Annotated in this window: 11 protein-coding genes; 3 read left to right on the top strand and 8 right to left on the bottom strand. The window is 72.4% G+C overall.

The annotated features are described in order from the left end of the window. Positions 1–612, bottom strand: a 612-nt coding sequence (locus tag ONA70_RS29435; protein WP_265009752.1) for an alkaline phosphatase family protein, incomplete at its 3' end; no start/stop codon positions are given. Between the two features lie 309 nt (positions 613–921). On the opposite strand from ONA70_RS29435, the gene ONA70_RS29430 reads away from it, so the two are divergent. Beyond that, complete coding sequence (locus tag ONA70_RS29430) at positions 922–2,040, top strand: LCP family protein (RefSeq protein ID WP_265009751.1); 1,119 nt, start codon at positions 922–924, stop codon at positions 2,038–2,040. A gap of 319 nt (positions 2,041–2,359) precedes the next feature. Then, a complete protein-coding gene (locus ONA70_RS29425; RefSeq protein ID WP_265009750.1) occupies positions 2,360–2,680 on the top strand; it encodes a TraR/DksA family transcriptional regulator in 321 nt (106 codons plus the stop codon). Between the two features lie 37 nt (positions 2,681–2,717). Here ONA70_RS29425 and ONA70_RS29420 read toward each other — a convergent pair whose 3' ends face one another. Both ONA70_RS29420 and ONA70_RS29415 read right to left on the bottom strand, forming a co-directional pair. Further along, positions 2,718–3,596, bottom strand: a complete 879-nt coding sequence (locus ONA70_RS29420; protein ID WP_265009749.1) for an alpha/beta hydrolase family protein — start codon at positions 3,594–3,596, stop codon at positions 2,718–2,720. Positions 3,597–3,688: 92 nt separating this feature from the next. Next, positions 3,689–5,071: a glycosyl hydrolase family 18 protein gene (locus ONA70_RS29415; protein WP_265009748.1), complete on the bottom strand. Its 1,383-nt coding sequence runs from the start codon at positions 5,069–5,071 to the stop codon at positions 3,689–3,691. Between the two features lie 139 nt (positions 5,072–5,210). On the opposite strand from ONA70_RS29415, the gene ONA70_RS29410 reads away from it, so the two are divergent. After that, entirely contained in the window at positions 5,211–6,473 is a 1,263-nt protein-coding gene (locus ONA70_RS29410) for an ROK family protein (RefSeq protein WP_265009747.1), read from the top strand. A 77-nt stretch (positions 6,474–6,550) separates the two neighbouring features. Here ONA70_RS29410 and ONA70_RS29405 read toward each other — a convergent pair whose 3' ends face one another. The 5 genes from ONA70_RS29405 to ONA70_RS29385 form a co-directional block, all read right to left on the bottom strand. After that, positions 6,551–7,960, bottom strand: coding sequence for a GH1 family beta-glucosidase (locus tag ONA70_RS29405; RefSeq protein ID WP_265009746.1), 1,410 nt, complete (start codon positions 7,958–7,960; stop codon positions 6,551–6,553). A 42-nt stretch (positions 7,961–8,002) separates the two neighbouring features. Next, on the bottom strand, positions 8,003–9,010 hold the full coding sequence (locus ONA70_RS29400) for an ABC transporter ATP-binding protein (RefSeq protein ID WP_265009745.1): 1,008 nt from the start codon (positions 9,008–9,010) through the stop codon (positions 8,003–8,005). Next, positions 9,007–10,041: an ABC transporter permease gene (locus tag ONA70_RS29395; protein ID WP_265009744.1), complete on the bottom strand. Its 1,035-nt coding sequence runs from the start codon at positions 10,039–10,041 to the stop codon at positions 9,007–9,009. Before ONA70_RS29395 ends, ONA70_RS29400 begins: the two co-directional genes overlap by 4 nt. Before the next feature lie 3 nt (positions 10,042–10,044). Further along, a complete protein-coding gene (locus ONA70_RS29390; protein ID WP_265009743.1) occupies positions 10,045–11,022 on the bottom strand; it encodes an ABC transporter permease in 978 nt (325 codons plus the stop codon). Further along, a partial coding sequence (locus ONA70_RS29385; RefSeq protein WP_265009742.1) for an ABC transporter ATP-binding protein occupies positions 11,019–12,062 on the bottom strand: 1,044 nt, incomplete at its 5' end. The genes ONA70_RS29390 and ONA70_RS29385, both read right to left, overlap by 4 nt.

Genomic DNA, 12,062 nt, shown 5'->3' with positions numbered 1-12,062 from the left:
CCAGGTCGCGTACGCGCCGAGGTTGTTCCGCAGCCAGGTGTCTCCGGTCGGCACCGGGCAGGCGTGCATGTCTTGGCAGAAATCCGGCACCACGATCGACAGCTCTGGCAGGGTGGCGTAGTCGGTCGGGAAGTCGGCGAACCGCAGGTTGCTCGACGCGGGAACGTTGGTGAAGTTCACCCAGGGGTTGTGGGTGCGCGCGTACCGGCCGTGCGCGCAGCCGGTGTAACCGACCGAGGGCATGCTCTGCGCGTAGCCGGCGAACGTCCTGCCGGTGGCGATCAGTTGGTGGCCGAGGTTCTCGCCCGACCAGCTGCGCGGGCAGGAGTCGTCGGTGAGGCCCTGCGTGGAACCGGAGAAGAGCGCGAGGTAGTTCGGCAGGCTGGGGTGGGTGACCGCGTACGAGCGGGTCATGTTCGCGCCGGTGCGGGCCAGTGCGGTGAGGTACGGGGCGTCGGCGCTGCCGATGATCTCGTGGTAGGCGTGGTTCTCCTCGACCACCACGACGATGTGGTCGTAGCGGGGCAGCGCGGCGGAGGCGGGCGGCGGGGGGAGCGTCAGGGCAGCCACGAGCGCGAGCACCATGGGCGCGATGATCCGTCCGTACCGCATGACGAGCTCCCTGAGCGAAATATGCGTCCCTGTGACGCTGCGCTCCCGAGCGGGCGTGACCGCCCGGTTACGCCCTCTTGATCATCTGCTGAGCAGCTCGGGCTTACCCGGCTGCCAGCCGATTCACAGCTCGCCAGGCAGACGACGAACCGTTGCGGCGCATACCCTTGGACCGCTCGACCATCCGTCCGCAGGAGGCACCCCGTGCCGCACGCCCCCGTGCGTTCCGACAACCCGAGCCGGCCGGGCGCGCCGACCCCGTCCGCACGCCGGGCGCGCCGGCGCGGGCCGCGTTGGGCGCGGTGGTGCGTGGCGGTCGGCGCGACGTTGCTGACGCTCAGCGGGGTGGCGCTCGGCGGCAGTCAGTTCCTGCTGCACGCCGCGACGAGCAAGGTCACCCAGCAGAACCTGCTCGGCGCGGCCGCCGCCCCGCGACAGCACCGGACGATCACGGGCGCGAAGAACATCCTGCTGGTCGGCGTCGACACCCGGCCGAACCAGGACGCCAGCCAGCTCACCCGGTCCGACTCGATCATCCTGGTGCACATCCCGGCCGACCACAGCCAGGCGTACCTGGTCTCCCTGCCACGCGACTCGCTGGTCGACATCCCCGCCTACGACAACGGCGCCACGCCCTTCCACGGCGGGCAGAACAAGATCAACGCCGCCTTCGCCTTCGGTAGCCGGGGCCTCAGCGGACCTGCGGCGCTGTCGCACGGCTTCGAACTGCTGGCCCTGACCATCCGCGACCTCACCGGGATCACCCCGGACGCCGGCGCGATCATCGACTTCCAGGGGTTCAAGCAGATCGTCCAGGTCCTCGGCAAGGTCTGCCTGTACGTCGACGAGACCACCACCTCGATCCACGTGGGGCACGACAAGGACGGCAAGCCGGCCGCGCCCTACAAGATCAACCCGGATGGCACGGTGAACCACCGCATCCCCGGGGTCACCCCGAACATCTACCCCAAGGGCGATCACTGCCTGAACCCGGCCGAGGCGCTCGATTTCGTGCGGCAGCGGGACCTGCTGGCCGACCACGACTACGACTACGGCCGGCAGCGCCACCAGCAGCAGTTCCTCAAGGCGGTGCTGCACCAGGTGATGACCGACGGCCTGAACTCGCCGACGAAGCTGCCCGGGCTGCTGTCCGCGGTCGGCAAGACCATGACGGTCGACGACGGCGGCATCCCGCTCGAGGACTGGGCGTTCGCCATGCGGGGAATCGGGGCCGACGCGATCACCACCATCAAGACCAACGGCGGCACCTTCAACAGCCGTTCGGTCCCCGGGGTCGGCAGTGCCGAGGTCCTCAGCCCGACCAGCATGGACCTGCTGCACGCGGTCAAGGTGGACGACGTCGGGTCCTTCGTCGAGGCCCACCCGACCTGGGTGGCCCCCTCCGGGCCGAGCACGACGGCCCACTGACGACCCGGCCGGAGCAAAACCGGTCGAGCGGGCCGGCACCGGCACGGCGGTATTCGGAGAATCGCCTTGGTTCCCCGGCGAGACCGGCCTATGGTGGGCGGATGGTCCGGGCCGGTCAGTCGATCCCCACCGCGGTCACCGTGGTGGCGCTGGCGGCTGCCCGTCACCCCCGGCCCGCCGTCGCGCCCGTACACGGCCTGCCCAGTCCGATCCCCACGGACCGTGGCCCGCCGGAGAGACGCACCCCACTCCGGGAACGGCCACCAGGGCGAAGCCATCCGGCTTCGGCCCTTTTTCTTTTTCCGAGGAAGGATCCGACATGACCACCGACATCCGGGACGGCGTCGACCAGCAGTGGCTCACGCGGCTGCGGAACACCCTGACCACCGATTTCGAGGCGCAGACCGCCCGGCTGACCGAACTGACGGCGGACACCGGCGACCCCGGTGAGGCGCACACCCGTGCCGCGATGATCGCCACCACCCGGCAGAGCCTGACGCAGATCGGCGACGCGCTGCGCCGCATTGCCGAAGGCGGCTACGGCACCTGCGAGCGGTGCGGGACGGCGATCCCGCCGGAGCGCCTGGAGGTGCTGCCGCACGCCCGCTTCTGCGTACCCTGCCAGCAGAAGCAGGGCTGACCTCGACCATGCCGGGCCGTCCACGGACGGCCCGGCATCACCCTGTTCCGGCGGCGAGCCGCCCGCCGAGCCAGTCGAGCAGGATCCGTTCGTACTGCGGGCTGATGCTGTCCGTTGTGACGCCCTCGTGCAGCGTTGGCGCGTGGTCGCAGCCAGCCAGCCGGCCCACTGTCAGGTCAGCGCCGCGCGCGGCCCGGCGCCACGCCGCCACGCTCTCCTCGATGGGCGTCCACGCGTCGGTCTCGCCATAGCAGAGCAGCACCGGGCAGGACAGCTTCGCGATGACCGGCTCCGGGTCGAAGTCCATGTCCGCCCACGCGCCGGGCTCGGACAGCTCGCGGGGCAGGAACACCAGCGGGAACCAGGGCCGTTCGACGGCGACGTCCAGCTCCGCCTGGGCGAGCGCCCGGGGCAGCTCGCCGCGCAGGTACGCCTCCGCCATCCGGCGCAGCCGGTCCAGCTCGGCCAGGTCGGCCTCGCCGTAACCGTGCCGGCGCAGCTGCTCGGCGGTCCCGTAGCGCATCTGCGCGGCCGGGCTGACTCCGCTGGAGCTGACGAGCACCAGGAAGTCGACCGGGTGCCGGCTGGCGGTCAGCGCCGCCGCCCAGGACCCCTGACTGAATCCCCACAGCCCGACCGGGAGGTCCCCGACCTGCCCGCGCAGCACGTCCAGCGCCGCCGCCGCGTCGTCGGCCTGTTCCGTCAGAGGTACGTCGCGACCGTCCACCCGGGGCCGTCGGTCGTACCGCAGCACCGCGATCCCGGCCGGTGGCAGCAGCCGGGCCAGGTGCTCGTACAGGAAGTACGACCGCTGGGCGGCGTGGGAGCCGTGCGTTACGGCGAGGCCGCCGCGCACCGGTCCGGCCGGCAGGTCCAGGGTGGCCGGCAGCCGTGGCTCGCCGATGCGCAGCTCCATGTCGAGCAGTCAAGCACGGCACGACTTCGGCCGTCCGCCCCGCTCGGCGCACCGCGGTCCGGTGGGCACGGTGACGTGGGGCCCCACCGGCCTCACCGGCCCTGCAACGCCTTGACGTTGTCGCCGAAGGTCCAGCCCTTCGACCCGTCCCAGTTGATCGACCAGGTCATCAGCCCCTTCAGGCCACCCTGGTACGTGTTCCACGCCTGCCCGACCAGCGACGGGCTCATGTATCCGCCGCCGGCGCCGGACTGGGCGGGCAGGCCGGGCACCTGCTTGTCGTACGGGACGCGGATGGTGGTGCCCTGCACGACCAGTCCGGTGTTGAGGCAGTTGGTCTGGGCGACGAAGCCCTGCACCGTGCCGGCGGAGTACGAGTCGCCGGCGCAGCCGTACATGCTGCCGTTGTAGTACTGCATGTTCAGCCACCAGAGCCGGCCGTTGTCGGCGTACCGCTTGACGATCGGCAGGTACGCGCCCCAGATCGAGCCGTAGGTGACGCTGCCGCCGGTGACGTACGCGGTCTCCGGGGCCATGGTGAGGCCGAAGCCGGCCGGCATCTGGGCCAGCACCCCGTCGATGATCCGCACGAGGTTGGCCTGCGAGGTGGAGAGCTGGTTGATGTTCCCGCTGCCGGTGAGCCCGGTCTCGATGTCGATGTCGATGCCGTCGAAGTTGTACCTCTTCAGGATCGGCACCACGGTGGCGACGAACCGGTCGGCGACCGCGCTGGAGCTGAGGTCGATGCCGGCGGTGGCGCCGCCGATGGAGAGCAGGATGGTCAGCCCGGCGGCCTTGGCCTGGCACATCTCGCTGGGGGTCGGCACCTTCACCCCGGCGTCCATGCCGTCCTCCCAGAGCACCGTGCCGTCGGCGCGGATCACCGGGAACGCGGCGGTGACCACGTTGTAGCCGTGCCCGGGGATGCGCGCGTCCGTGATCGGGATCCAGCCGAGCCCGGGGTGCACCCCGTTGGCCGCGCCGTCCCAGTTCTCCCAGTAGCCCTGCAGCACCTTCCCGGTCGGTCGGGGCTTCAACGCGCAGGTCGTCCCGCCCGGCGGCGGGGTCGGCGTGGGCGACGGCGAGGACGTGGGGGTCGGAGACGACGTGGGCGAGGGGGACGTGGTGGGCGACGGCGTGGGGGAAGGGGAGGACCTGGTGGGAGTGGGGGACGGGGTGCTCCCGCCGTCGCAGGCGCCGAGGTCGGTCCAGAGCGCCGGGGTGGCGGGCGGGGTCCAGCCGGCGCCGGCCGGCGGGGTGTGCGTCTGCAGTGCCTGGTAGAGCCGGTTGGCGTAGGTGGCCTTGCTGCCGGCGGTCCAGGTGACCCCCTCGGCCCAGGCCGGTACGCCGGCACAGGACACCAGCGCGGTGGCGCCGGCGGTCGCGGCCAGGCCGGTGGCGGCCGGCAGGGCGATGCCGGCGGCGAGCACCACGGCGCCGCCGAGCAGGGCGGTCAACCCACGTCGAAGTCGCATGACATATGCCTCCTCATCGATGCGCCGCAGGCTATCAGTTAACTTTGTTAAATGGAAATGCGCAGTACTCTGTCACCACTTGGTTCACGAGGTGAATACGGCCGCCCGCCCGGCGGCCGGGGAGAGGACGGCGCGGGACGTGGACGCCAGACGCACCACCGTGCGGGACATGCGCCGGGCCAACCGGTCGGTGCTGCTCAGCCGGATCTGGCTGGACGGCCCGCTCAGCCGTCACGAGCTGGGGCAGACCACCGCGCTGAGCCTGGCCAGCGTGAGCAACCTGGTCGGCGAGATGATCGGTGAGGGGCTGGTCGAGGAGGCCGGTTCGGTGGAGTCCGACGGCGGCCGCCCCCGGGTGCTGCTGCGCGTCGCCCCCGGCTACGGCTACCTGGTCGGCGCCGACGTCGGCGAGACCCGGGTCCAGGTGGAACTGTTCGACCTGGCGATGACCGCCCTCGCCAAGGCCGAGTACCCGATCGCCGCCGCCGGACCCGACCCCCAGGACGTGGCCCGCCATTTGCTGCACGGGCTCGACGCGGTGGTCGAGCAGGCCGGTGTCGACCACGCCGCGGTGCTCGGCTACGGCGTCGCGGTCTCCGGCACCGTCGAGCGGACCGCCGACGCGGTGGTGCACGCGCAGACCCTCGGCTGGGACGGGGTGCCGCTCGGGGCGATGCTGCGCGCCGGCACCGACATCCCGGTCCACATCGACAACGGCGCGAAGACCCTCGGCCAGGCGGAGATGTGGTTCGGCGCCGGCCGCGGCGTCCGGCACGCCGTCGTCGCCCTGGTCGGCTCCGGCGTCGGCGCCTGCGTGGTCGCCGACGGCGTCGGCTACCGCGGCGCGCACAGCAGCGCCGGCGAGTGGGGCCACACCACCATCGTGTACGGGGGCCGCCGCTGCCGCTGCGGCAACCTCGGCTGTCTGGAGGCGTACGTCGGGGCCGAGGGCGTCCTCGACCGGTTCCGGCAGGCCAACCGGGGCCGCCCGGCGGCCGGCGGTGACGAGGAGAGCGCCTTCGGCGAGCTGCTCCGCTCGACCGGCCGGACCGCCGCCAAGGTGCTCGACGAGACGGTGGGTTACCTCGGCGCCGGGGTGGCGAACCTGGTCAACCTGTTCAACCCGGAGCGGGTGGTGCTCGGCGGCTGGGCCGGGCTCGCCCTGGGCGAGCGCTACCTGCCGCAGATCCGGGAGGCCACCGCCCGGCACGCGCTGCGCCAGCCGTACGCCCAGACCTCGATCGAGCTGTGCCGGCTCGGACCGGACGCGGTCGCGATGGGCGCGGCCACCCTCCCGATGGCCCGGCTGCTGCGCGACGGCGGCGTTGCGCGCGAACCGGTGGCCCGGGTGACCCCGGCGGCGGCGCGCCCGGCGCGGGGCCTGCGGGTGCGGACCCGCTGAACCGGTGCCGGCCCGACGCCGCGACGCCGGCCCGGCACCGGTTCAGGACGGGCCGCGCGGCCGTCCTGCGGACGGCGTCAGCGCTCCCCGCGCACCCGCCGGATGGTGTCGCGGTACCAGTGCGCGCTGCGCTTGGGCGTGCGCCGCTGGGTGTCGTAGTCCACCCGGATGATGCCGAACCGCTTGTCGTAGCCGTACGCCCACTCGAAGTTGTCCAGCAGCGACCAGGCGAAGTAGCCGCGCACGTCGGCGCCGGCCTGTCGGGCCCGGGCCACCGCCCGCAGGTGCTCGGCCAGGTACGCCACCCGGTCGTCGTCGGCGACGAACCCCTCGGCGTCCGACCGGTCCGCGAAGGCCGCGCCGTTCTCGGTGATCACCAGCGGCACGCCCGGGTAGTCCCGGTGCAGCCGGACGAGCAGGTCGGTGAAGGACTCCGGCACGATCTCCCAGCCCATCGCGGTGCGCGGCAGGTCCCGCGGGACCACCCGACGCACCGGTCGGCCGTCGTCGTCCCGCTCCCGCCCCTGCTCGTCCACCCCGGAGTGCAGCTGCCCGAAGTAGTAGTTCACCCCGAGCACGTCGATCGGCGTGGAGATGACCGCCAGGTCGCCGTCCCGCACCGGGATGCGAACGCCCTCGGCGGCCAGGTCGGCCACCACGTCCTCCGGGTAGCGGCCGTGGATCAGCGGGTCCAGGTAGATCCGGTTGGCCAGCCCGTCGGCGGCGCGCGCGGCGTCCCGGTCGGCGGCGGAGTCGGTGGCCGGGTCGGCGGGGGCCAGGTTGAGGGTGATGCCCAGCTCGATCGGGCTGCCCGCCGCCGCGCGCAGCCGCTGCGCCGCCAGGCCGTGCCCGAGCAGCAGGTGGTGCGCCGCGGCGATGCCGTCGCCCAGGTTCCGCCGGCCCGGCGCGTGGTCGCCGTACGCGTAGCCCAGCATCGCCGAGCACCACGGCTCGTTCAGCGTGGTCCAGGTCCGCACCCGGTCGCCGAGCGCGGCGAAGACCAGCTCGGCGTAGTCGGCGAACCGGTACGCGGTGTTCCGGTTCGGCCAGCCGCCCGTGTCCTCCAGCTCCTGCGGCAGGTCCCAGTGGTAGAGCGTCACCCACGGGTCGACGCCCCGGCCGAGCAGCTCGTCGACCAGGCGGTCGTAGAAGGCCAGCCCGGCCGGGTTCGCCGGGCCGCGCCCGCCCGGCTGCACCCGCGGCCAGGCCACCGAGAACCGGTAGGTGTCCAGGCCCAGATCGGCGATCAGCGCGACGTCCTCCGGCATCCGGTGGTAGTGGTCACAGGCCACGTCGCCGGTGTCGCCGTTGTCCACCGCCCCGGGGACGCGGCAGAAGGTGTCCCAGATGGACGGCGTGCGGCCGTCCTCGGCCACCGCGCCCTCGATCTGGTACGACGAGGTCGCCACCCCCCACCGGAAGGTCGGCGGCAGCGTGTCGATCGGGTCGGCCTGCCCCACAGCAGGGCTGGTGAGGTCGGTGTCCATGGTTCTCCTCGCAGGTGTCGCGAATGGTAGGTCAGGTGGTGGTCAGCGGGGGAGCGGCGCGGCGGCCGGGTGCAGCCAGCAGGCGACGGTGCGCCCCGGGTCCTCGTCCCCGGGCGGGCCGAGCGGTGGCAACTCCTTGTCGCACGGGCCGAACGCTTTCGGACAGCGCGGGTGGAAGGCGCACCCGTCCGGCATGGCGCGCAGGTCCGGCGGGGAGCCGGGGATGCCGGTCAGCTCGCGGCGCGGGCCGCGCAGCGCGGGGAAGGAGTGCAGCAGCCCGTCGGTGTACGGGTGCAGCGCCCGGCGGTACAGCTGCGCGGCGGGCGCCTCCTCGACGATCCGCCCGCCGTACATGATCGCGATCCGATCGGAGAACTCGACCAGCAGCGACAGGTCGTGGGTGATGAACAGCACCGCGAAGCCCAGCCGCTCGCGCAGCTCGGCCAGCTGGCCGAGGATCTGCCGCTGCATCACCACGTCCAGCGCGGTGGTCGGCTCGTCCATGATGACGACCTGCGGTTCCAGCGCCAGCGCCATGGCGATCATCACCCGTTGCCGCATCCCCCCGGAGAGCTGGTGGGGGTAGCTGTCCAGCCGGTCGGCGGCGATGCCGACCAGGCGCAGCAGGTCGCGCGCGCGGGCCCGCCGGGCCGCCGCCGTGGACTTCGGCTCGTGCGCCTTGATCACGTCGAGCAGCTGGGTGGAGACCCGGTGCACCGGGTTGAGCGAGTTCATCGCCCCCTGGAACACGATGGAGGTCTCCGCCCAGCGGAACGCCCGCAGCTGCGCCGGGCTGAGGGCCAGCACGTCCACCGGCGGCCCGTCGACCGGGTGGTAGATCACCTGGCCGCCGGCGACCACGCCGGGCGGGGGCAGCAGCCGGGTCAGCCCGTACGCCAGGGTGGACTTCCCGCTGCCGCTCTCCCCGGCCAGGCCGAGCACCTCGCCCCGGTGCAGGGTCAGGTCGACGTCGCGGACCGCGTGCACCGCCGCGTCGCCGTGCCCGTAGTCGACGCGCAGCCCGCGGATCTCCAGCACCGGATCGCTCATGGCGCGACCTCCTCTCGCGGGGCCGGCACCGGTCGGGTCGGGGCCAGCACGGGGGTGAAGCCGACCCGCATCCGCGCCGTACGGCCGTCGGCGGTGCGGATCCGGGTCCGGCCGGCGCTGCGCAGCCGGGGGCTGACGAACTCGTCGATGCCGAAGTTGATCAGCGCGAGGGCGGTGCCGAGCAGCGCGATCGCCAGTCCGGCCGGGACGAACCACCACCAGGCGCCCTGCGCGAGGGCCTGCTGGCCCTGCGCCCAGAACAGGATGGTGCCCCAGTTCCAGGACGAGATCGACGAGATGCCGATGAAGGCCAGGGTGATCTCCGACATGACGGCGAAGATGACCGTGCCGACGAAGCCGGACGCGATGATCGCGGTGAGGTTGGGCAGGATCTCGAACAGGATGATGCGCCCGGTCCGCTCGCCGGTGGCCCGGGCCGCCTCGACGTAGTCGCGGCGCCGCAGCGACAGCGTCTGGGCGCGTAGCACGCGGGCGCCCCACGCCCACGACGTGCAACCGATGATGAGCGCGACCAGCGTGTCGCTGGCCTGGTCGACGATCGACGTCACGATGATGATCAGCGGCAGCGCGGGGATGACCAGGAACACGTTGGACAGGGCCGACAGCCCCTCGTCGGCCGCCCCGCCGAGGTATCCGGCCGTGACGCCGATGAGGATGGACAGGATCGTCGCCAGCACGCCGGCGATCAGGCCCACCACCATGACGCTGCGGGCGCCGACCAGGATCTGGCTGAAGATGTCTTGTCCGAGGTGCGTGGTGCCGAACCAGTGCCGGGCCGACGGCGCCTGGAGGACGTCAGAGCTGCGGGCGTCCGGGTCGTACGGCGCCACCCACTGCCCGATGATCGCGAACAGGCCGTAGACGGCCAGGATGACCACGCCGGTGGCGGCCTTGGCGTTGGCCAGGAACCGGAACCGGCGCCGCTTGGCCCGGCCGGGGGCGGCCGACGGCTGGGCCATCGCCCCTTGCCCGGGGATGACCTGCTCGATGCTCGAAGGTGAGATTGCCATCGCTCAGCTCTTTCGGGTCCGCGGGTCGAGAAGCAGGTACGCGACGTCGGCGAGCAGGTTCGCCACCAGGACCGAGATCGTGATGATCAGGAAGATCCCCTGCATCAGCGGGTAGTCCTTGGCGCCGACCGCCTGGAAGAGTTGGTAGCCGAGGCCCGGGTAGGAGAAGACGATCTCCACCAGCAGCGTGCCGCCGACGATGAACCCGAGCGACAGGGCGAAGCCCGAGACGTTGGGCAGCAGCGCGTTGCGGGCGGCGTAGCTGAGGGCCACCCGGCGCTCCGACAGGCCCTTCGCGTGGGCGACGGTGATGTAGTCCTCCGAGGAGACGGTGACCATCATGTTGCGCATGCTGAGGATCCACCCGCTCATCGAGGAGACCAGGATGGTGGCGGCGGGCAGGATGCTGTGCTGGATCGCGCTCGGGATGAAGTACTGGTCGAACGCCGGCACGAGGCCCGGCTCGTACCCGCCCGAGGACGGGAAGAAGCTGCCCGGCCCGGCGAACAGGGCGATCGCCACCAGGCCCAGCCAGAAGTACGGGATCGAGGACAGGAACGTGGTGGCCGGCAGCAGCCCGTCGATCCACGAGCCGCGCCGCCAACCGGCGCCGACGCCGAGCGCGGTGCCGAGGAGGAAGCTGACGATCGTGGTGATGCCCACCAGACCGACCGTCCACGGCAGGCTGTCGCCGATCACCGTCGACACCGGTGTCGGGAAGAAGGTGAACGACAGCCCGAGGTCACCGTGGAAGAGCTGCCGCCAGTAGTCGAGGTACTGCTCCCAGACGTTCTCGTTCTTGTCCAGCCCGAACAGCACGCGCAGCGACTGGACGGCGTCGGCGCTGATCCGGCCCTGGTTGCGGGAGATGAGGGACTGCACCGGGTCACCCGGGACCAGCCGCGGGATGAAGAAGTTGAGGGTGATCGCCGCCCACGCGGTGAACAGGTAGAAGGCCACGCGCTGCAGGAGGAATCTCATCGTGCCTCACCCCCGGTGGCGATGCCGTCCTGCCCGGCCAGCGCCGGCGGTCGCGGCACGGCCGGGTCGGCGTCGGGAGCGGCGGAGCCGGGCGGGTCGGCGGCGACGGTGGCCGGATCGTAGAGCCAGCACGCCGCCCAGTGGCCGGGCCGGTCGCCGATGGTCAGCCGCGGCGGCAGGTCCGCGGCGCAGCGCGGCATGGCGTGCGGGCAGCGGGGGTGGAACCGGCAGCCCGTGGGCGGCGTGATCAGGCTGGGCGGCTCGCCGTGACCGCGGTCCTTCCCGGCGATCTCGTCGGCGCCGCCCCCGTCGCCGGTGATGCCGTCGGGGTCGGGGGCCGACTCGATGAGCAGCCGGGTGTACGGGTGGGCCGGGTTCTGGGTGATGTTCTCGCTGTCGCCGCCCTCCACCATGCGGCCGGCGTACATGACGATCGTCTCGTCGGCGAAGTAGCGGGCCGAGGCGATGTCGTGCGTGATGTAGAGGATGGCGAGGTTGAGCCGCTGCTTGAGGTCCTGGAGCAGGTTGAGCACGCCGAGGCGGATCGAGACGTCGAGCATGGAGACGGGCTCGTCGGCGAGGAGCACCTCCGGGTCGGCGCCAAGCGCCCGGGCGATGGCGACGCGCTGCCGCTGGCCGCCGGAGAGCTCGTGCGGGAACACGTCCAGGAAGCGCTCGGGCGGGGTGAGGCGGACCCGGGTGAGCAGATCGGCGAGGGCCTGCTCCAGATCCTCGGCGGTCCGCCCCGCGTTGCCGTGGATCCGCAGCGATCGGGTGAGGTGGTACCGGACGGTATGCACCGGGTTCAAGGACGCGAACGGGTCCTGGAGGATCAGCTGGACCCGTCGCACGTAGGACCGGAAGGCGCGTCCGCCGCGTACCCGGCTCGACCTGCCGTGCAGGCGGACGTCGCCGGCGGTGCGGGGGTGGAGTTGGGCCAGCAGCCGGGCCACCGTGGACTTGCCGGAGCCGGATTCCCCGACCAGCGCGGTCACCTGGCCGCGACGCAGCGCGAACGACACGTCGTCGACGGCGTGCAC

Origin of the sequence: Micromonospora yasonensis (assembly GCF_026013475.1) — a bacterium.
Lineage (GTDB): Bacteria > Actinomycetota > Actinomycetes > Mycobacteriales > Micromonosporaceae > Micromonospora > Micromonospora yasonensis.
Note: the sequence above shows the minus strand (reverse complement) of the source record. Positions and strands in the feature narration are given on the sequence as shown.

Coding starts and splice junctions, on each gene's coding strand:
- ONA70_RS29420 (WP_265009749.1), bottom strand. CDS start 3,596: ATGGAGCTGCGCATCGGCGAGCCACGGCTGCCGGCCACCCTGGACCTG.
- ONA70_RS29390 (WP_265009743.1), bottom strand. CDS start 11,022: ATGAGATTCCTCCTGCAGCGCGTGGCCTTCTACCTGTTCACCGCGTGG.
- ONA70_RS29405 (WP_265009746.1), bottom strand. CDS start 7,960: ATGGACACCGACCTCACCAGCCCTGCTGTGGGGCAGGCCGACCCGATC.
- ONA70_RS29395 (WP_265009744.1), bottom strand. CDS start 10,041: ATGGCAATCTCACCTTCGAGCATCGAGCAGGTCATCCCCGGGCAAGGG.
- ONA70_RS29425 (WP_265009750.1), top strand. CDS start 2,360: ATGACCACCGACATCCGGGACGGCGTCGACCAGCAGTGGCTCACGCGG.
- ONA70_RS29415 (WP_265009748.1), bottom strand. CDS start 5,071: ATGCGACTTCGACGTGGGTTGACCGCCCTGCTCGGCGGCGCCGTGGTG.
- ONA70_RS29400 (WP_265009745.1), bottom strand. CDS start 9,010: ATGAGCGATCCGGTGCTGGAGATCCGCGGGCTGCGCGTCGACTACGGG.